Source organism: Paenibacillus sp. BC26 (genome assembly GCF_900116125.1).
Taxonomy (GTDB): Bacteria; Bacillota; Bacilli; order Paenibacillales; family Paenibacillaceae; genus Paenibacillus_Z; species Paenibacillus_Z lignilyticus.
This window is the reverse complement of the sequence record NZ_FPAD01000001.1, coordinates 3,209,278-3,228,149: the sequence shown is the minus strand read 5'-3', so window position 1 is coordinate 3,228,149 and position 18,872 is coordinate 3,209,278. Positions and strand designations below refer to the sequence as shown.

The window sequence follows — 18,872 nt, the reverse complement described above, 5'->3', positions numbered from 1 at the left end:
TTGTAAAGGACAACCATTTGCCCGTCTGCAAACGGGAAAGGCTGCCCATTCTTCGCTTTTGGGAAAAGGGGAATTCGCGATGGTGGTGTCGGTTCGCAGGTGGCTGAGACGGATATTTTTTGTGCTGCTGCTCTGTTTCCTCACAATTACGATGTATGGCGGCTGCAGGTTTATCGCCGTTTGGATAACCCCTCAGGATCCATACCGAGTTCCGCAGGGCCAAGCTTTGAAGGTATTCAACGAAGAGCCGTTCCAGGTGGACGCAAGCAGCATTTATGACAAACTTCGGTTATTTTACTGGTATGGCGAATAGGATGCAGGTGATTTGGCTTCCTTTGGCAGGAGATTAAGCAGCTTTGTGGAATATAGCAGGAATACCTGCTGAAGCTGTTTATCCGGGAAAGGAACGACCCATGAGAGTGCATCTGCGAACATTTATACAGTATTTACAGGAAGGGCGGAGGCTGTCTGCCAATACATTGTCGTCCTATGAGCGGGATTTGTCCTTATTTCTGGATTATGCGGAGAGTCAGGGCATTTCGACTGTGGAAGGCATCCAGAAACACCACCTCTCTCTCTACATGCTTCAGCTGAAGCAGCAGGGACGGGCGGTTGCGACTGTTTCCAGGCATATGGTCTCGATCAGAGCTTTTTTTCACTATTTAATTATGCAGCGGCATATGCAGAGCGATCCGTCGATCCATTTGGAGATGCCCAAGCAAGAGAAGCGTCTGCCCAAAATCGTCGCGATCTCGGATGTGGAGAGGCTCCTCGCCGCACCGGATCCCGAAACGAATGCCGGTAAACGCGATCTTGCCATGCTGGAGGTACTCTATGCAACGGGGATCCGTGTATCTGAACTTATCTCTTTAGATGATGAGCATATTAACTTGCCGATGGGCTTCATTCGTTGTATCGGCTCCGCAACCAAAGAGCGAATCATTCCTCTTGGTCACGTTGCGACGGAGGCGCTGACCGTCTATCTGGAACAGGTGCGTGTGAAGCTGCGCAAGAACGACGATACAGCTCTGTTTCTCAATCAGCAAGGGGCCAGAATGACTCGGCAAGGCTTCTGGAAAATCTTAAAGAAATACGCCGCAGAAGCGGGCATCGAGGGTGAAATGACGCCGCACACGCTGCGGCACTCCTTCGCCGCTCATCTGCTGGAGAACGGCGCAGATTTACGTGCCGTGCAAGAAATGCTCGGCCATGCCGATATTTCCACAACCCAGGTGTATGTGCAGGTGACTAAGCCGCGCATCAAAGAGGTGTACAACCTGGCACATCCGCGGGCCAGAAGTAAACAAATGAATTCGGAGTGATCAGGCTATGAAGTTTGACCGTATTACAGTAATCGTGCTCGACAGCGTCGGAATCGGCGAGCTTCCCGATGCACCGGCATTTGGCGATGTAGGTTCTCATACGCTGGGCCATATTTTGCAAGAGGTGCCGGAGCTGCAGATGCCGCATCTTCGCAGCTGGGGCCTGGATCGCATCGCTCCACTCGGCAGCTGGAAGCCGGATGCAGAGGCATTAGCGTACTATGGCAAAATGGCTGAGGTTTCCGTTGGTAAAGATACGATGACAGGCCACTGGGAAATCGCGGGCTTAAAGGTGACCGTGCCCTTCCGGACGTTCCCGGACGGGTTCCCTGATGAGCTGCTCAGCGAATTCGAAGCTCGGACTGGCCGCGGCGTGCTTGGCAATAAATCGGCCAGCGGCACCGATATCATGGACGAGCTGGGCGAAGAGCAGTTGAATTCAGGCAAATGGATTGTCTACACGAGTGCGGACAGCGTCTTCCAAATTGCGGCGAACGAAGACATTATCCCGCTGGAGGAGCTGTATCGCGCCTGTGAAATTGCACGCGAGCTCACGCTGGACGAGCGGTATGCCGTTGGTCGCGTCATCGCACGGCCTTTCGCGGGCAAGCCGGGTTCCTTTAAACGGACGGCAAACCGCCATGATTACGCGGTGAAGCCGCCGGCACCGACCGTGCTGAATGCGCTGAAGGACGGCGGTTTCGACGTCATTGCCGTTGGCAAAATCGATGATATATTCGTCAGCGAAGGCATTACGGAGGCGCTTCATACGAAGAGCAACGAGGATGGTGTGCAGAAGACCATCGCTGCGTTGGATAAACCGTTCAAAGGATTGCTCTTTACGAACTTGGTCGATTTCGATTCGCTCTATGGCCATCGTCGTGACCCGCAAGGATATGCCGGCGCGCTCGAAGCGTTTGACCACAGCGTACCGGAGCTGACGAAGCGGCTTGGGGAGCGGGATTTGCTCATCGTAACAGCCGATCATGGCAATGATCCGACTTATTCCGGTACCGACCATACGAGAGAATATGTACCGCTGCTGGTATACGGGCCGGCTTTGAAGACGCCGGGATCGCTCGGCATTCGTTCCACCTTCGCAGACGTCGCAGCCACCATTGCCGATAACTTCGGTGTGAAGCGTCCGGACAACGGCGTATCATTTTTGAATGAGCTGAACTGAACGATCATCCATACCCGTTTAAGGTAATACTGCAAGTCGACAACAATTACAGGAGGTTCATCATCGTGAACACACTCAAAGCATCCCATATTCAAGAAGCGGCAGCGTACATTAATTCTAAAATTTCCATCAAACCGGAAGTCGGCCTTATCATGGGTTCCGGACTTGGCATACTTGGCGATTACATCGAAGAGGCCGTCGTCATTCCCTATCATGAAATCCCGCATTTTCCGATCTCGACCGTGGAAGGTCATGCAGGCGAACTGATGATCGGCAAGCTTTCCGGTCGTCCGGTTGTTCTGATGCGCGGACGGTTTCACTTGTATGAAGGCTATGGCCCTGATTTGACGGCTTTCCCGGTGCGCGTCATGAAAGCTATCGGCGCTGCGAAGCTGGTGGTTACGAATGCGGCAGGCGGCGTTAACACGACCTACAATCCGGGTGATCTCATGCTGATCAGCGATCACATTAACTTCCAAGGCCACAACCCGCTGGTTGGACCTAACGACAAGGAGCTTGGCGTTCGTTTCCCGGACATGTCGCAGCCTTACAGCAAACGTTTGCGCGAGCTGGCTAGAGATGTGGCGCTGGAGCAAGGCTTCACGCTGCAAGAAGGCGTGTACATCGCTGTGCTTGGACCATCCTACGAGACGCCTGCGGAAATTCGCATGATGCGTATATTGGGAGCGGATGCTGTCGGCATGTCGACGGTTTCCGAGGTTATTGCGGCAAGTCATTCCGGCATAGAAGTGCTTGGCATCTCTTGTATCAGCAACATGGCTTCGGGTATTCTGGATCAGCCGCTGTCGCATGATGAAGTCATGGAAACGACGGAACGTGTAAAATCAAGGTTCCTCGGCCTAGTCAACGGCATTATTCCGCTGATGTAGGCTGTAACAAAAATGTAATAAAGGCCTCGACTGATTATGACATTCTTTGTCCGCTTGTCGTCGTATAATGTCCGTGACAGATAGTACACTATAAAGTGGGGATTGCATTCCATGGACAATCAAAGTTATGTTCGACTGGAAAGACTGCGAGGACAATTGGTGGCAGCTGCGATGCGCAAGGAAACCTTTCTTCACCGTGACGTGATCCAGCTTAGCCAGACGCTTGACCAGTTGATCGTCAAAGTGCAGGCAGAGAAAAGCAAATCCTCGAGTGCCCAAAGATGAACCGAAGCTAGTTGCGAACATGGTAAGTACATAAGGAGGCTCATCCGCTTGCGAGCAGTCGATATTATTCAAAAGAAACGAAATGGCGGTGTGCTCTCTAAGGACGAGCTGTCATTTCTTATAAAAGGCTATAGCCAAGGCGACATCCCGGATTATCAGCTTTCGGCCTGGGCTATGGCTGTTTTTTTTCGCGGCATGAACGCGGAAGAAACGGCGAATTTGACGATGGCCATGGCAGAATCGGGCGATCAAGTCGATTTGTCTGCGATTCGCGGCATTAAAGTCGACAAACACAGCACCGGCGGCGTCGGTGATAAAACAAGTCTGATTATCGGCCCCCTTGTCGCATCCTGCGGCGTTCCGGTGGCGAAGATGTCGGGGCGCGGACTTGGCCATACGGGCGGCACGATCGACAAAATGGAAGCGATGGCAGGGTTCCGTACGGAGCTGACGGGCGCGGAATTCATTGCGCAGATGAACGATATCGGTCTTGCGATTGTCGGTCAAAGCGGCAATATGACGCCTGCCGACAAGAAGCTCTATGCGCTGCGAGACGTAACGGCAACCGTGGAGTCGATCCCCCTTATTGCGAGCTCGGTTATGAGCAAGAAGATTGCAGCCGGCGCGGACGCGATCGTGCTCGATGTGAAAACAGGCAGCGGCGCCTTCATGAAGACGCTGGAGGATTCCGAGGAACTGGCCAAAGCGATGGTCGCGATCGGAACCGAGGTCGGCAGAAAAACGGCAGCGCTGATCAGCGATATGGATCAGCCGCTTGGTTATGCCATCGGAAATGCGCTTGAAGTACAAGAAGCGATTGATACGCTGCACGGCAAAGGGCCGGAGGATTTGACAGCTCTCTGTTTGGCACTCAGCTCGCATATGGTAGTGCTTGGCGGGCAGGCGAGCAATCTGAAGGAAGCGGAGGCGATGCTTCGCGATCGTCTGGCTTCCGGGGCGGCACTCGAGAAGTTCAAAGTGTTCGTAGACGCACAAGGCGGCAATCCTCAGGTGGCTGAGGATCCGTCCCTGCTGCCGCAAGCGCCGCTTGTGATTGAAGTTCCCGCTGAGCAGGATGGTTATGTGAAGGCCATTCAAGCGGAAGAGCTGGGACTTGCTGCGATGCTGCTTGGCGCAGGCCGTGCAACGAAGGAGTCCGTCATCGACTACGCGGTTGGCGTGGTCATGCAGCTCAAAGTCGGCGACAACGTGAAGAAAGGCGATTCGTTAGCATTGCTGCATGTGCGGGAGGACAACGCTTCCGTTCGCGAGGTCGTCAAACGAGTGCAGCAAGCGTACACATTCAGCAGCGAACCGGTAGCACCGTCGCCGCTTCTGCTGTCGGTGGTGACAGAGCAAGGCGTACAGCGGTTTTAATTCAATGTAAGGAAGCCTAAGTTTCACCTAAAACAGTACAATAACAAAGCGGCTATTCGGGTTCTTCCCGAGCAGCCGCTATTTTTTTGCGTGATTGTTTTGATATTCGATCTAAAAATTGGAATATTTTGCTGTTCACTCGTCCACACTAGGAATGAGATTTTAGCCGATTTGCGGCCATAGCTATGCCGCGGGCATCATTCAGGAGGAGAACAACCTATGATTAGCAAATGGAAGAAATTGCTCGCCATGAGTTTAACGGCGATATTCGTTCTATCGGCACCTGCCGCAGCCTTAGCGAAAGAAGGAGCAGCGCCGAATGCCGCACCTGCCGGCGCAGCGGATTTGGCTCCGTCAGCCCGCTCCGCGATTCTTATGGACGCAGACAGCGGAACGATTATTTATGAGAAGAACAGCCATGCCGCCTTGCCGCCTGCCAGCATTACGAAGGTCATGACGATGCTGCTTATCATGGAATCGCTGGATGAAGGCCGGATTAAGCTGACAGACAAAGTTTCCACGAGCGACTACGCCGCATCTATGGGAGGCTCGCAAATTTTCTTGGAGCCGGGCGAGCAAATGAGCGTTGACGAGATGCTGAAGGGCATCGCGCTTGCATCAGGTAACGATGCTTCTGTAGCTATGGCAGAGAAAATCGCCGGAACGGAAGCCGCATTTGTCGACATGATGAATAAGCGCGCTGCCGAGCTTGGCCTCAAGAACACCCATTTTAACAATTGCAACGGGCTTCCGGCCACGGATCATTATTCGTCAGCGCATGACATTGCAGTGATGTCGAGAGAGCTGTTGAAGCATAGCGAGATTACGAAATATACCGGGCTGTACCAGGACTACCTGCGTAAATCCAGCGAGAAACCGTTCTGGCTGGTAAACACCAATAAGCTTGTCCGTTTCTATACGGGAGCCGACGGCCTCAAAACCGGTTTTACGAGCGAAGCGAAATTTTGCCTGACGGCTACTGCCCGCCGTGACAATCTTCGGGTTATCGCCGTCGTTATGGGAGAGCCGAATACGAAAACGCGCAATGCCGAAGTTTCGCAAATGTTTGATTACTCGTTCGCGCAGTACATGAACCATACGATCTTCCAGAAGGGCGACGCGATGGGGGTTGTACCTGTTGAGAAAGGCGTATTGCCTGAGCTGAAACTGACGGCGAAGCATTCTTACAGCGTGCTGCTGAAGAAAGGCAGTTCGGTGAAGGACATTCGTTATCAATTGCAGCTTAACCCGCTCAAGGCGCCTGTTACCATCAATGAACCGATCGGTAAGCTGATCGTATTCCAAGGCGATCAAGTGCTGACGGAGTTCGCGGTGGATTCGCCTGCTACGGTGGAGCGTGCCGGTTGGTGGACGTTGTTCAAACGGTCTTGCGGCAGCTTATTTAAATAAATTTGTCGTTTACGGACAGTGCTAAGGCGCGGTATTTGTCTGCTTCTAGCGCTCTGCTTCTAGTTTTGTCGGGGGGCAGGAAATGAAAGCTGAAGCGTAGAATTGCTTGTTCAACACTAACTTATCCATCGACTCGTGTCTTCCCTTGGCAGGTGGGTAGCTTGTGCTCCGCAATAGCAGGGCAATAATCGTTAGGAGTGAACAACATTATGAGTCTTCAGATTGAATTGGAGCATTATCGAAATGTACTGATCGTTAGACTGCGGGGAGAGCTTGATCACCATACCGCGGATGTTGTCCGGTTCAAGATGGAAGAAGCGATTCTGCATGGCAACAGCGCCCATATCATTCTCAGCCTGAAGGATTTGCAGTTCATGGACAGCTCAGGGCTTGGCGTTATTCTCGGCCGGTATAAGCAGCTCAAGGCCAGAGGCGGCAAAATGGTCGTTTGTGACGTGAATCAGAGCGTCTACCGGCTGTTCGAACTGTCGGGATTGTTCAAAATATTGCCGATTCACGAGAACGAGCGGCTCGCGCTCACAAGTTTGGAGGTCGTTTCATGAACGGAAGAAATGAGATGACACTGTCTTTCTCCGCACGTTCGGAGAATGAAGCGTTCGCGCGTGTTGCGGTTGCGGCTTTCGTATCTCAGCTGGACCCGACAATGGAGGAACTGAATGATCTGAAGACGGCTATCTCCGAAGCGGTGACCAATGCGATAATTCACGGCTATGACAGCGATCCGAACGGCGTCGTTACGATCGAAGGCTTCATTGACGGGGATATCGTGAAGCTTACCGTCCAAGACAAGGGCAGGGGCATTGAGGATTTGGACCTTGCGCGCCAGCCTCTTTATACCTCCAAACCGGAAATGGAACGCTCAGGCATGGGGTTTACCATTATGGAGAACTTCATGGATGGCTTCGATGTGTACAGCGAGCCGGGCAACGGAACGTCGATCGCGATGACAAAGCGCATTGAATCGAAAAAAGCGCTTTTTAATTAGGCGCATAGGGGTTGGACCGCATGGATGTCGATATGAAAACAACGGCGCAGCCTTATTTGGATGACTCCGAGGTCAAGCGGCTCATTGCGCTTAGTCAATCGGGAGACACGCTCGCGCGCGATACGCTCGTGCAATGCAACATCCGGCTCGTATGGTCCGTAGTTCAGCGGTTTATGGGGCGTGGCTATGAACCGGAAGATTTGTTCCAGATCGGCTGCATCGGCTTGCTCAAATCGGTCGATAAGTTCGATCTCTCCTATGAGGTGAAATTTTCCACCTATGCGGTGCCGATGATCATCGGCGAAATTCAGCGCTTCCTTCGGGATGACGGCACGCTTAAAGTTAGCCGCTCGTTGAAAGAGACGGCTAATAAGGTGCGCAAGACCAAGGATGAGCTGTCTAAGGTGCTGGGTCGTCTTCCCACGATTAAAGAAGTGGCGGAACGGCTTGGCATCACGCCGGAGGATGTCGTCTTCGCGCAGGAGGCGAATAAGCCGCCAACGTCTATTCACGAGACGGTGTTTGAGAATGACGGTGATCCGATCACGCTGATGGATCAAATTGCCGATGATTCGCAAGAGCGTTGGTTTGACAAGCTGGCGCTGAACGAAGCGATCGGAGGCTTATCGGAGCGGGAGCGGCTCATCGTATTTCTCAGGTACTATCGTGACCAAACGCAGTCGGAGGTCGCCGCGAGGCTCGGTATCTCGCAGGTCCAGGTATCCCGGCTGGAGAAAAAAATATTGCAGCTGATCCGCAATCAAATTGCGCAATGAACGCTGCTGATCAAAGCCAAATTGCCCGAAGGGGCCATTTGGCTTTTTTTGCTGTGTTTGCTCCGATTATCCTGCCCCTCCTTTAATCATACTAACAAGGAAATCCTGACTGGAAAGGGGGTGCCGGCATGAACGCTGACATGCAGCCCAACTTATATCTGCGCCTTCGCAAGCGGATTGGAATACGTCCGGGTGAGCACGTGACGCTGGGTCATGCCGCCCGCTTATTCTCAAGCGATGCCGAGCTGGAACGAAGGCTTGCATCGCTGGTGCTTCACCGCCATTCAAGAAAGGACGGCAATCGCGTCGTCATTGATTTGCTCCAAATCGTCAAGCTGATCCGAGAAGCAGAACCCGGCACACTGGTCGATTCGTATGGAGATCCGCAGGTGCTTGTCATCGTCGCCGATGCGCCGAGAAAACCGCGTTATGCCATCCTCATCGTCACTTGGCTGCTGCTGTTCTTCGGCTCCGGCCTGGCGATTATGAATTTCCATACTGACGTCAGTATGAAGGAAGTCCATTCGCGCATCACGGAGATGGTGACAGGTACGAAATCGGAGCATCCGCTGTGGTTTCAGGTTCCCTACTCCTTCGGGATCGGCGTTGGGATGATGGTGTTCTTCAATCACCTGTTCCGCAAACGATTCAATGAAGAGCCCAACCCGCTCGAAGTTGAGCTTTATATGTATGAGGAGAATGTCAATGCTTACGTCATCGCCGACGAAATGCGCAAGAAAAGCGAATCCGGCGAGGCCGGCTCCAGCTCTGCGTTAAAGCAGCCGGGAACGGGGATTGACGATGGCTAGTGCAGCAGCGAATCTGTTTGTCGCCATACTGGGTTTTGCAGGGGGACTTGGGGTAGGCAGTGCACTTGTTGCACTGTTGATTGTGCTGGACGTGATCCCGAGGCTTGCTCAGCTGGCTTATGCGTACCGGAAGTCCATTTGGTTCGAAACGGCCGTCGTTTGCGGCGCCGTATTCTGGTCGCTGGCCGATTTCCTGGATTGGCGCTTGATGCTGCCGAGGTCTGGGACATTGGCCGTTATCGGCAGTTTTGACGGCATATTTGTCGGGATGCTGGGTGCCGCACTGACAGAGGTGATGAATGTGATCCCAATTCTGGCCAAGCGGATGAGACTGAGCCGGTACATGGTTAGCTTGGTCATGGCCATGCTGCTTGGCAAAGTAACCGGATCCTTATTTGATTGGCTCGTTTTTCAATGGATGGATGATGCATCGTAATACCGATCGGAAGGGAAGGAAGGGTTCGATATGAGTGGACGCGATAGCGGCGACAATGAAGAGCAAACAGGCTTTAAGAAACCGGTTCATGTTTTTTGGTATGACAGTGAAGGGAAATTGAAAGAGCATGAAGAGGGCGAAGAGGCGAGCGCTGACTCCGGTGCAGATGCGAAAGGGCAAGTAGAAGAAGTGGATGAAGGCATTCACTTCACGGAGCCTCCGTTTGCTGATGAGGAGCAGCCGATTATCAGCCATCGTAAACGGCCGCAGTCTCAGACGGAGAAGCCGAAAGTGCCGATCCCTCTGAGGATGGAGGATTTTCTGCATAAGCTGGAAGAAGATATCGGCTTTAAGACGAGCTTCGACATTGTTGTCCGTGAGATGACCTTCGGCAACAAACGAACGGCCTTCTTCTTCCTCAACGGCTTTGCGAAGGACACGGTGCTGACGGAAATCATTAAACGATTGACCTATTTGGAATCAGAGGATCTCTCGACGGATGTCATGCACGATTTCTTCGATCTCTATGTGTCGGCGGTGCAGGTGGCGCAGGAGCAGGATTGGGAGCTGATGCTGACGAACGTGATGGCCGGGGGAACGGCGATGTACATCGAAGGTCAATCAACCGTGCTGCTGATTGACGCCAAAGCTTTTCCGGCGCGGAATCCCGAGGAGCCTTCCTTAGAACGAGTCGTTCGCGGCTCACGGGATGGGTTCGTTGAGACGATGCTCGTCAATGTGACGCTTGTCCGTCGCCGTTTACGGGATAAGAAGCTGCGTTATGAGATCATGCGAGTCGGTGAACGGACTCAGACGGATGTTTGCATTGCGTACATCGATGATATCGTCGATAAAGAAATGCTCGATGCCATCAAGGATAAAATCAAAAACATCAAGATCGACGGTTTGCCGCTTGCTGATAAGCAACTGGAGGAGGCTACGGTGAAACGGGGCTGGAACCCGTTCCCCCTCGTTCGTTATTCGGAGCGCCCGGATACGGTTGCCGTCCATTTGATGGAGGGGCATGTCGCATTGTTCGTGGATACAACGCCGAGCGTGATGATTTTGCCGACGACGTTCTTTGATCTGGTTCAGCATGCGGAAGAGAATCGACAAACGCCGTTCATCGGCACCTATCTGCGCTGGGTCCGTTACTTCGGGATCGCAGCCTCTTTGTTCCTGCTTCCGTTATGGTTCTTGTTCACGCTCAAGCCGGAGCTGAAGCCGCCGGCGCTTGATTTCATCGGAGCGCAGAAGCCGGGAAAACTGCCGATGGTCGCGCAATTTCTGCTTGCTGAGGTCGGGGTCGATTTGATGCGGATGGCATCCATTCATACGCCGACGCCGCTTGCTACGGCGATGTCATTGATTGCCGCCATCTTGATCGGCGATATTGCCGTAAAGACGGGACTATTCGTCAACGAAGTCGTGCTGTATATGGCGATTGCCGCGATCGGGATGTTCGCGACGCCAAGCTATGAGCTGGGCCTTGCCAACCGAATAATCAGGCTGCTGCTCATCGTCGCCGTGGCCATATTCAGAGTGCCTGGCTTCATGATCTCGACGACAGTCGTATTCATCATGCTGGTCATGAGCCGCTCCTTCAACAGACCCTATATGTGGCCGCTTATCCCTTTCGATGCGCGAGGATTGTGGAGTATAATCATCCGTGTACCGGTATTGTCGAACCGAACAAGGCCGAATTTGCTGAAGCCGCAGCAGCGGGATCGCATGCCTAATAACAAGCATCGCTGAGCGCTTTTGCAAAAAATGCAAATGAAATGTGGATTTATCCATTTCGGCCATAGACCGAATACGCTATACTGATGTTAAATGGTGCAAACATAATCATTGGGAATTTCATGGGAGAAAACGGAGGAGAACTATATGTACTTACACGGTACTAGCAAAATCAATGCACAAGGCCACCTGGAAATCGGCGGCTGCGATACGGCTGATCTGGCCGCACAATTCGGAACGCCCCTATATATTGTCGACGAGGCGCTCGTTCGTCAAAGAGCCCGCGAGTATGTCGAATCTTTCCGCGCTTCCGGCCTTAAATTCCAAGTAGCCTACGCAAGCAAAGCTTTCAGCGTAATGGCCATGTGCACGATCGCTGAACAAGAAGGTCTGTCGCTGGACGTCGTTTCCGACGGCGAGCTGTACACCGCGATTAAAGCAGGCTTCCCTGCCGCACGCATCCACTTCCACGGCAACAACAAAACGCCGGATGAAATCAACATGGCGCTTGATGCGAACATTGGCTGCTTCGTAGTCGATAACTTCAATGAATTGTACCTGCTTAACGCTCTGGCGGGCGACAAAGGCAAGAAAGTGAACGTATTGCTCCGTATCACGCCAGGTGTAGAAGCACATACGCATGAATATATCACCACAGGCCAAACCGATTCCAAATTCGGCTTCGACCTTGGTAACGGCACAGCTTACAAAGCCATTCAAGAAGCGGACGCGCAGCCTAACCTGGAGCTGCTTGGCGTTCACTCCCACATCGGCTCGCAAATTTTCGAGGTTGAAGGTTTTACAATGGCGGTTGATAAAGTTGCCGGCTTCGCTGTGAGAGTGCGCGATGAGCTGAGCATCTCGTTCCGCGTAATCAACCTTGGCGGCGGCTTCGGTATCCGCTATGTAGAAGGCGATACTCCGCTTCCGGTTTCGCAATACGTGAAAGCCATTACGGATTCCATCAAATCCAACTTCTCGGCAGCCGGCTATCCGCTTCCTGAGATCTGGGTTGAGCCCGGCCGCAGTATGGTTGGCGATGCAGGTACGACGCTGTACACCGTTGGGACAAGCAAAGATATCCCGGGCGTACGTAAGTACATTGCCGTTGACGGCGGTATGACTGACAACCCGCGCCCGGCGCTGTATGAGTCCAGATACGAAGCGGTGCTTGCGAATCGTGCTAACGATCCGCTTGAAGAAACCGTTACAGTTGCGGGCAAATGCTGCGAGAGCGGCGACAAATTGATCATCGATTTGGAGCTTCCTAAAGCGAATAGCGGCGACTTACTTGCTGTATTCTGCACAGGCGCGTACAATTATGCTATGGCGAGTAACTACAATCGGATTCGCCGCCCAGCTGTCGTCTTTGTAAAAGACGGTGCAGCTGACGTAGCTGTCAAACGGGAATCGCTTGACGATATTATCGGCAATGACGTCATTCCTGCGCGTATGCAGCAAACGTCGGCAGCTAAATAATAGGGTTTTGAGGAGGCAGCAATACAATGGCTAAACAAGCAAAGATCACGATGGAAAACGGTGCAGAGGTTCATATTGACCTGTTCGAGAAGGATGCGCCGAGAACAGTAGCAAACTTTGAGAAGCTGACTAACGAAGGTTTCTACAACGGTTTGTCGTTCCACCGCGTCATTCCCGGCTTCGTCGCTCAAGGCGGATGCCCGAACGGGACAGGCACAGGCGGTCCTGGCTACCAAATCGATTGCGAAATCAATCCGAACAAACATGAGCGCGGATCGCTCGCAATGGCGCATGCCGGCCGTAACACCGGCGGCAGCCAGTTCTACATCGCTTACCAGCCGCAGCCGCACCTTGACGGCGGACATACCGTTTTCGGTAAAGTGTCCAAAGGCATGGAGCATGTCGATGCTTTCAAAGGCCGCGACAAAATGAGCAAAGTTGAAATCGTAGAAGTATAAGAAATGAAGGGGCTGTCTGTTTGTCATCTGTGGATGACTGGGACAGCCTCTTTTTTTTGATTTATTAAGGAGAGTGCGTCGCTACAGAATGGTGATTACGTCGAGCTAAAAGGCGGAGGGAACCGGGCATTCTGCCGGAAACGATAACGAAGTAAATGGAGCGGCGCGCTCTCGTATGAAGCATGTAGAGGAAACAAGTTGCATTTTCCATGGTGAAGTGGTAACATTTCTACAAAGTATTTGCGTTTTTCCTTCGGGGTCGGGTGAAATTCCCAACCGGCGGTGATCAAAGGGCTGTGCTGCTCGATAATCGAATGGCAGCCGATAACTTTGTCAGTCCGTGACCCGGGTCACATTGTTCCAGACGCCGAGTGGCATGGGGCATGTGAAACGGTGGACCTGGTGTAAATCCGGGACCGACAGTATAGTCTGGATGGGAGAAGGAGACAGTACGCGAATTCCATTTTTTCATTTCTCGCCAACCTTGTTCTTTTTTTCACAATGTTGCTGAGTTTGTTTGAATGTGTCTTCGAATACGTCCCTTTATGGTTTTTTCAACCCATCACCCCGTTGGCCGACTGCCAAGGGGTGATTTTTGTTATGTCAATCGCAGTATTGAACGACGAAATGTATATGCGGCTCGCATTGGATATGGCGTCAAAAGCACAAGGACAGACGGATATCAATCCGGTTGTCGGGTGTGTGGTGGTCAAGGATGGACGCATCGTTGGTCTTGGCGCACATCTACGGCGAGGCGAAGGCCATGCTGAAGTGCACGCACTGAGCATGGCAGGAGATCAAGCAGAAGGCGCGACCGTATACGTCACGTTGGAGCCGTGCAGCCATCATGGCAGAACACCGCCATGCTGCGACCGATTAATTGCCGTTAAGGCTGCAAGAGTTGTGGTAGCCTGCACGGATCCGAATCCGCAGGTTGCAGGTCGCGGTATCGCGAAGCTGCAGCAGGCGGGCATTGAGGTCGAGGTCGGTATTCTCGGCGAAGAATCAACGCGCATGAACGAAATGTTTAATAAATACATCGTTACCCGGCTTCCTTTCGTCACGATGAAATCAGCGATGACGCTAGACGGGAAGCTGGCAGCCAAGACCGGCGACAGCAGATACGTCAGCGGCGCCAAAGCCAGAGAACTGACGCACACGCTGCGGCATCGGCACATGGGCATCATGGTCGGCGTCGATACAGCGCTGGCGGATGATCCTGAGCTCACGACTCGGCTGACCGTACCTGCCGTACATCCTGCCCGCATCATTGTGGATTCCGCACTTCGGCTGCCGGTCGGAGCAAGAGCGATTCAAGACCGTTCCTCGCGCGTCATCGTTCTTACGACGGAAGGCGCTGATCCGAACAAAGAAGCTGCATTGGCTGAAGCCGGCGTTGAAGTCATCCGCTGCGGCAGCGGGAGCCGAGTAGATCTGAAGCTTGCCATGCGCAAGCTTGGCGAGCTGGAGATCGGCTCGATCCTGCTCGAAGGCGGCGGTAAGCTGAACGGGGCGATGCTGGAGCTCGGATTGATCGATAAGCTGCTTCTCTTTATTGCACCGAAGCTGATTGGCGGATCCGCAGCGCCCGCCGTCTTCCATTTCGAAGGCTTCGACAAGATGTCCGAAGCTATCCGCTTGGAGGAGATGGCCGTGGAACGCGTAGGTGACGATGTACTGATTAGCGGCTATCTGCGCAATCGCAATGAAGGCAGCGCTGAGTAGTAGGCTCAAGCGAGCTGACAAGAGGGAGAGGGGGAGAGAACGTTGTTTACCGGACTTATTGAAGAAATCGGCACGCTGAAGAAGACGCATAAACAAGGTGAAGCGATGATCCTGACGATCGAAGCACCCCATATTCTGAAGGATGCCGCCATAGGCGACAGTATTTCCGTCAATGGCGTATGTTTGACGGTGACGGAGCTAAGCTCCACCATCTTCACTGCAGATGTCATGCCACAGACGTTCCGGCACACGAACCTGAAGGATATTCGCCCAGGCGAACGCGTGAATCTGGAGCGGGCCATGCAAGCAGGCGGTCGCTTCGGCGGTCATATTGTACAAGGTCATATTGACGGGACGGGCGAAGTGCTCAGTCGGGAGAATAACGTGAACGCGGTTGTATTTACAATCAGGCCGCATAATTCCGGACTTATGCGCTATGTTGTTCCTCAAGGCTCCATAACCCTTGATGGGATCAGCTTAACGGTAGTGAATGCCGGCTCCAACAGCTTCTCCGTCTCCATCATTCCACACACGCTTCGCGAGACCGCGCTGCAAATGAAGCAAGCGGGCAGCGTAATTAACGTAGAGTGCGATGTGTTAGGCAAGTATGTTGATCACCTGCTCCATTTTAAAGGTGACAGCCAAGCTGACGGCCATGGGGACGGCAGAGCCGCGGAGCCGAAGAGCAGCATAACGGCCGCTTTTCTGGCCGAGAACGGTTTTATGTAAATAGAGACAGACAGCCTTACAGAGGAGAGTGAGAAAAGATGAGTACTCCAGCAGCATTTGATACAATCGAGGAAGCCATTTATGATTTGATATTAGGCAAAGCGATTATTGTTACGGATGACGAAGACCGGGAGAACGAGGGCGATCTAATTGCGCTTGCCAGCAAAGCAACGCCCGAGATCATCAACTTCATGATCACGGAAGGCCGCGGACTCGTATGTGTACCGATTTCGGCCGAACGTGCCGAGGAGCTGGATCTTCCGCCGATGGTGCAGCGCAATACGGACTATCACGGAACAGCCTTCACGGTTTCGGTTGACCATGTTTCCACGACAACGGGCATTTCCGCTTACGAGCGTTCGCAAACCATTCAAGCACTGATGGACGGTTCCGGCGCGAAAGCGGACGATTTCAGACGTCCGGGACATATTTTCCCGTTGATCGGCAAGAAAGGCGGCGTTCTGCGCCGGGCCGGCCATACGGAAGCGGCAATCGACTTGGCTCGCATGTGCGGTTCTAAGCCGGCAGCGGTCATCTGCGAAATCATTAAAGAAGACGGGTCGATGGCTCGTTTGCCGGATCTCATCGAATTCAAAGCGAAACATAATTTGAAGCTGATTTCCATTCAGTCGCTGATCCACTACCGCAATGAGAAAGAAAAGCTGGTTGAGCGAGTCGTCGATGTGAAGATGCCAACCGATTACGGCGTGTTCCGCGCAGTCGCCTACACCAACGAAGTCGATAACAAGGAACATGTAGCCCTCGTTAAAGGCGAAATCGATCCGACCCAGCCTACGCTGGTACGCGTCCACTCCGAATGTTTGACCGGAGACGTCTTTCATTCCCATCGCTGCGACTGCGGCCCACAGCTTGAAGCGGCGCTTCGTCAAATTAATGAAGCCGGCAACGGCGTGCTGCTCTATATGCGCCAAGAAGGCCGCGGTATCGGCTTGATCAACAAATTGAAAGCTTACCAGCTGCAGGAGCAGGGATTAGATACGGTCGACGCGAATATTAAACTGGGCTTTGCCCCTGATTTGCGCGAATATGGTATCGGCGCTCAAATTCTGAAAGATCTCGGCATCCGCAAGATGCGACTTCTGACGAACAATCCGCGGAAGATCCGCGGTTTGGAAGGTTACGGTATCGAAGTGGTCGAACGCGTTCCGATTCAGATGGACGCGAACGAGGACAACAACAGCTATTTGCACACCAAAAAGTCAAAGCTCGGCCATCTGCTGAAATTTGATGATTTGCCTCAATAAATCAAACCAAACTAACCTTGCTAACAAGGAAAACCGAGAGGATGACTAATCAATGCCGCAAGTTTTTGAAGGACATTTAATTTCTGAGGGTTTACGATATGGTGTAGTAGTAGGTCGTTTCAATGAGTTTATTTCCAGCAAACTGCTTGGAGGAGCGCTGGATGCATTCAAACGTCACGGCGCTGCCGACAGCGAAGTGGATGTGGCATGGGTACCGGGCGCATTTGAAATTCCATTGATCGCGCAAAAGATGGCTGAAAGCGGCAAATACGACGCCGTCATCACCCTTGGCGCAGTTATCCGGGGGTCAACGCCTCACTTCGATTACGTGTGCAACGAAGCTGCGAAAGGCGTTTCCGCTATCGCACTGAAAACAGGCATTCCTACGATCTTCGGCGTATTGACGGTTGATTCGATCGAGCAAGCGATTGAGCGCGCAGGAACGAAAGCCGGCAATAAAGGCTGGGAAGCCGCGGTTACAGCCATCGAAATGGCGAACCTGACGAAAGTGCTGCAAGGTTAAGAACGACTAAGAAGAGAATAGTGTAGGAGTTGGCTTTCACCATGGCGGTGACGTATAAGCTGGAATCGTTCGAAGGACCGCTCGATCTTCTGCTTCATCTCATCGATAAAGCAGAAATCGACATTCACGAGGTGTCCATCAGCGAGATAACGGATCAATATATGGACTACTTGAATGCGATGCAAGAGCTGGAGCTGGAGGTCACGAGCGAATTTCTCGTCATGGCGGCCACACTGCTTTCCATCAAAAGCAAACAGCTGCTGCCGAAGCCGCCGGTCATCGATCACGACGACTACGACGATGAATGGCCGGATGACGGGCTTGATCCTCGCGATGAACTCATCGCGAAGCTGGTGGAGTACCGGAAGTATAAGCAAATCGCCGAGCAGCTTCGCGAACAGGAATTCGAGCGGAGTCTGGTCTATACGAAGGAGCCGGAGGATTTGACGCCTTTCATGAAGGCCGTTCCGGAGAACCCCGTTAAAGGACTGAACATCGGCGATCTTATCGCGGCTTTTCAGAAGGCGCTCCGCAGAGCATCTAGACGTAATGTCATTGCGACCATTCAGCGTGACGAAATTTCGGTCAAAGACCGTATACGCGATATTATCGAGGTGCTCCGCGAATTCGAAACGGTCCGCTTCTCCAAGCTGATCCGCGACGATATGAGCCGGCACGAGGTAGTCGTTACCTTCCTGGCGCTGCTTGAGCTGATGAAGATGAAGCATATTCGTTGTTATCAGCACAGCCTGTTTGATGATATCGTCGTGCATTGGAGAGGAGAAGCAGTCGAAGGTGGATTTCTCGAAACTGAAGTCGATTATTGAGGGTCTGCTGTTCATGGCCGGGGATGAAGGGCTGACGACAAAGCAGCTATCCGAAATTCTGGAGCTGGATGCAGCTGTGGCGGCAGACATTGTGAAAGACCTAACGAAGGATTTAAAAAGCAAGAAGCGCGGCATTCAGGTTTCCTTCGTTGCCGGTGCATACCGCCTTACAACCAACCCGGCACATGCAGCATACTTCGAGCGAATGGCCTACTCGCCGACGCGTTCAAGTTTGTCGCAGGCGGCGCTTGAGACATTATCTATCGTTGCGTACAGACAGCCGATAACGCGCGTTGATATCGAGGAAATTCGCGGCGTGAAGAGCGACCGGGCGATAGCATCGCTTGTAAACAAAGACTTAATCGAAGAGATCGGCCGCGCCGAGCAAATCGGCAGACCGATTCTGTATGGAACGACGAAGTCGTTCCTCGATTACTTCGGGCTCGCAGGTCTTGATGCGTTGCCGGAACCATCGGCAGTCGTCGACGATTCCTTGGACGAGCAGACGCAAGCTCTCTTCGAGAGGCTGGAAGGCCGTCAAATGACGCTCGAAGAAATGCCTACGCCAATAGAGGAAAGCTAGAAACAAGAATGAGATTTGTCCGCTAGGTCATACTATATCCGACCAATTA

Annotated in this window: 21 protein-coding genes and 1 riboswitch; all 21 genes read left to right on the top strand. The window is 52.7% G+C overall.

Annotation, left to right across the window (positions count from 1 at the left end; all coding sequences use genetic code 11):
• Positions 1 to 79 precede the first annotated feature (79 nt).
• The 21 genes from BM412_RS14540 to scpB all read left to right on the top strand — a co-directional run bounded on the left by BM412_RS14540 (position 80) and on the right by scpB (position 18,823).
• Positions 80 to 313: a DUF4227 family protein gene (locus tag BM412_RS14540; RefSeq protein ID WP_091219162.1), complete on the top strand. Its 234-nt coding sequence runs from the start codon at positions 80 to 82 to the stop codon at positions 311 to 313.
• A 100-nt stretch (positions 314 to 413) separates the two neighbouring features.
• Positions 414 to 1,322 (top strand): site-specific tyrosine recombinase XerD, encoded by a 909-nt coding sequence (gene xerD / locus BM412_RS14535; protein ID WP_091220507.1) that lies wholly within the window; start codon positions 414 to 416, stop codon positions 1,320 to 1,322.
• 7 nt (positions 1,323 to 1,329) lie between these two features.
• Complete coding sequence (locus tag BM412_RS14530) at positions 1,330 to 2,505, top strand: phosphopentomutase (RefSeq protein ID WP_091219159.1); 1,176 nt, start codon at positions 1,330 to 1,332, stop codon at positions 2,503 to 2,505.
• Between the two features lie 65 nt (positions 2,506 to 2,570).
• On the top strand, positions 2,571 to 3,395 hold the full coding sequence (locus BM412_RS14525) for a purine-nucleoside phosphorylase (protein WP_256256307.1): 825 nt from the start codon (positions 2,571 to 2,573) through the stop codon (positions 3,393 to 3,395).
• 111 nt (positions 3,396 to 3,506) lie between these two features.
• Positions 3,507 to 3,680: an aspartyl-phosphate phosphatase Spo0E family protein gene (locus tag BM412_RS14520; protein WP_091219154.1), complete on the top strand. Its 174-nt coding sequence runs from the start codon at positions 3,507 to 3,509 to the stop codon at positions 3,678 to 3,680.
• Between the two features lie 48 nt (positions 3,681 to 3,728).
• Positions 3,729 to 5,057: a pyrimidine-nucleoside phosphorylase gene (locus BM412_RS14515; RefSeq protein WP_091219152.1), complete on the top strand. Its 1,329-nt coding sequence runs from the start codon at positions 3,729 to 3,731 to the stop codon at positions 5,055 to 5,057.
• A 219-nt stretch (positions 5,058 to 5,276) separates the two neighbouring features.
• A complete protein-coding gene (locus BM412_RS14510; RefSeq protein WP_091219149.1) occupies positions 5,277 to 6,467 on the top strand; it encodes a D-alanyl-D-alanine carboxypeptidase family protein in 1,191 nt (396 codons plus the stop codon).
• Between the two features lie 209 nt (positions 6,468 to 6,676).
• Complete coding sequence (spoIIAA, locus tag BM412_RS14505) at positions 6,677 to 7,030, top strand: anti-sigma F factor antagonist (protein ID WP_090976827.1); 354 nt, start codon at positions 6,677 to 6,679, stop codon at positions 7,028 to 7,030.
• Positions 7,027 to 7,473 carry an anti-sigma F factor gene (spoIIAB, locus tag BM412_RS14500; RefSeq protein WP_091219145.1) on the top strand — a complete coding sequence of 149 codons (447 nt, stop codon included), beginning with the start codon at positions 7,027 to 7,029 and terminating at the stop codon, positions 7,471 to 7,473. Before spoIIAA ends, spoIIAB begins: the two co-directional genes overlap by 4 nt.
• Before the next feature lie 20 nt (positions 7,474 to 7,493).
• Positions 7,494 to 8,249 carry an RNA polymerase sporulation sigma factor SigF gene (gene sigF / locus BM412_RS14495; RefSeq protein ID WP_091219142.1) on the top strand — a complete coding sequence of 252 codons (756 nt, stop codon included), beginning with the start codon at positions 7,494 to 7,496 and terminating at the stop codon, positions 8,247 to 8,249.
• Positions 8,250 to 8,377: 128 nt separating this feature from the next.
• Complete coding sequence (locus BM412_RS14490; RefSeq protein ID WP_091219139.1) at positions 8,378 to 9,058, top strand: stage V sporulation protein AA; 681 nt, start codon at positions 8,378 to 8,380, stop codon at positions 9,056 to 9,058.
• Positions 9,051 to 9,494 (top strand): stage V sporulation protein AB, encoded by a 444-nt coding sequence (locus BM412_RS14485; RefSeq protein ID WP_091219136.1) that lies wholly within the window; start codon positions 9,051 to 9,053, stop codon positions 9,492 to 9,494. The genes BM412_RS14490 and BM412_RS14485 overlap by 8 nt, the downstream gene beginning before the upstream one ends.
• A gap of 30 nt (positions 9,495 to 9,524) precedes the next feature.
• Positions 9,525 to 11,249: a spore germination protein gene (locus BM412_RS14480; protein ID WP_091219133.1), complete on the top strand. Its 1,725-nt coding sequence runs from the start codon at positions 9,525 to 9,527 to the stop codon at positions 11,247 to 11,249.
• A 132-nt stretch (positions 11,250 to 11,381) separates the two neighbouring features.
• On the top strand, positions 11,382 to 12,713 hold the full coding sequence (gene lysA, locus BM412_RS14475) for a diaminopimelate decarboxylase (RefSeq protein ID WP_091219130.1): 1,332 nt from the start codon (positions 11,382 to 11,384) through the stop codon (positions 12,711 to 12,713).
• Between the two features lie 26 nt (positions 12,714 to 12,739).
• A complete protein-coding gene (locus BM412_RS14470; RefSeq protein WP_091219125.1) occupies positions 12,740 to 13,171 on the top strand; it encodes a peptidylprolyl isomerase in 432 nt (143 codons plus the stop codon).
• A 245-nt stretch (positions 13,172 to 13,416) separates the two neighbouring features.
• Positions 13,417 to 13,620, top strand: a riboswitch (FMN riboswitch).
• A gap of 151 nt (positions 13,621 to 13,771) precedes the next feature.
• Positions 13,772 to 14,896: a bifunctional diaminohydroxyphosphoribosylaminopyrimidine deaminase/5-amino-6-(5-phosphoribosylamino)uracil reductase RibD gene (ribD, locus tag BM412_RS14465; RefSeq protein ID WP_091219122.1), complete on the top strand. Its 1,125-nt coding sequence runs from the start codon at positions 13,772 to 13,774 to the stop codon at positions 14,894 to 14,896.
• Positions 14,897 to 14,938: 42 nt separating this feature from the next.
• Positions 14,939 to 15,625, top strand: coding sequence for a riboflavin synthase (gene ribE / locus BM412_RS14460; RefSeq protein WP_091219119.1), 687 nt, complete (start codon positions 14,939 to 14,941; stop codon positions 15,623 to 15,625).
• Between the two features lie 38 nt (positions 15,626 to 15,663).
• Positions 15,664 to 16,890, top strand: coding sequence for a bifunctional 3,4-dihydroxy-2-butanone-4-phosphate synthase/GTP cyclohydrolase II (locus tag BM412_RS14455; RefSeq protein WP_091219117.1), 1,227 nt, complete (start codon positions 15,664 to 15,666; stop codon positions 16,888 to 16,890).
• Between the two features lie 52 nt (positions 16,891 to 16,942).
• The gene (gene ribE / locus BM412_RS14450) at positions 16,943 to 17,413 is read left to right on the top strand and encodes a 6,7-dimethyl-8-ribityllumazine synthase (RefSeq protein ID WP_091219114.1); all 471 of its coding nucleotides are present in this window, start codon (positions 16,943 to 16,945) and stop codon (positions 17,411 to 17,413) included.
• A 41-nt stretch (positions 17,414 to 17,454) separates the two neighbouring features.
• The gene (locus tag BM412_RS14445) at positions 17,455 to 18,240 is read left to right on the top strand and encodes a segregation and condensation protein A (RefSeq protein WP_091219111.1); all 786 of its coding nucleotides are present in this window, start codon (positions 17,455 to 17,457) and stop codon (positions 18,238 to 18,240) included.
• Positions 18,209 to 18,823 (top strand): SMC-Scp complex subunit ScpB, encoded by a 615-nt coding sequence (scpB, locus tag BM412_RS14440; protein ID WP_091219108.1) that lies wholly within the window; start codon positions 18,209 to 18,211, stop codon positions 18,821 to 18,823. The genes BM412_RS14445 and scpB overlap by 32 nt, the downstream gene beginning before the upstream one ends.
• The last annotated feature ends 49 nt before the right edge of the window (positions 18,824 to 18,872 follow it).

Bases quoted from the DNA above. Each gene is read 5' to 3' on its own strand.
- BM412_RS14540 (WP_091219162.1), top strand. From the start codon at position 80: ATGGTGGTGTCGGTTCGCAGGTGGCTGAGACGGATATTTTTTGTGCTG.
- xerD (WP_091220507.1), top strand. From the start codon at position 414: ATGAGAGTGCATCTGCGAACATTTATACAGTATTTACAGGAAGGGCGG.
- BM412_RS14530 (WP_091219159.1), top strand. From the start codon at position 1,330: ATGAAGTTTGACCGTATTACAGTAATCGTGCTCGACAGCGTCGGAATC.
- BM412_RS14520 (WP_091219154.1), top strand. From the start codon at position 3,507: ATGGACAATCAAAGTTATGTTCGACTGGAAAGACTGCGAGGACAATTG.
- BM412_RS14510 (WP_091219149.1), top strand. From the start codon at position 5,277: ATGATTAGCAAATGGAAGAAATTGCTCGCCATGAGTTTAACGGCGATA.
- spoIIAA (WP_090976827.1), top strand. From the start codon at position 6,677: ATGAGTCTTCAGATTGAATTGGAGCATTATCGAAATGTACTGATCGTT.
- spoIIAB (WP_091219145.1), top strand. From the start codon at position 7,027: ATGAACGGAAGAAATGAGATGACACTGTCTTTCTCCGCACGTTCGGAG.
- sigF (WP_091219142.1), top strand. From the start codon at position 7,494: ATGGATGTCGATATGAAAACAACGGCGCAGCCTTATTTGGATGACTCC.
- BM412_RS14490 (WP_091219139.1), top strand. From the start codon at position 8,378: ATGAACGCTGACATGCAGCCCAACTTATATCTGCGCCTTCGCAAGCGG.
- BM412_RS14485 (WP_091219136.1), top strand. From the start codon at position 9,051: ATGGCTAGTGCAGCAGCGAATCTGTTTGTCGCCATACTGGGTTTTGCA.
- BM412_RS14480 (WP_091219133.1), top strand. From the start codon at position 9,525: ATGAGTGGACGCGATAGCGGCGACAATGAAGAGCAAACAGGCTTTAAG.
- lysA (WP_091219130.1), top strand. From the start codon at position 11,382: ATGTACTTACACGGTACTAGCAAAATCAATGCACAAGGCCACCTGGAA.
- BM412_RS14470 (WP_091219125.1), top strand. From the start codon at position 12,740: ATGGCTAAACAAGCAAAGATCACGATGGAAAACGGTGCAGAGGTTCAT.
- ribD (WP_091219122.1), top strand. From the start codon at position 13,772: ATGTCAATCGCAGTATTGAACGACGAAATGTATATGCGGCTCGCATTG.
- BM412_RS14455 (WP_091219117.1), top strand. From the start codon at position 15,664: ATGAGTACTCCAGCAGCATTTGATACAATCGAGGAAGCCATTTATGAT.
- ribE (WP_091219114.1), top strand. From the start codon at position 16,943: ATGCCGCAAGTTTTTGAAGGACATTTAATTTCTGAGGGTTTACGATAT.
- BM412_RS14445 (WP_091219111.1), top strand. From the start codon at position 17,455: ATGGCGGTGACGTATAAGCTGGAATCGTTCGAAGGACCGCTCGATCTT.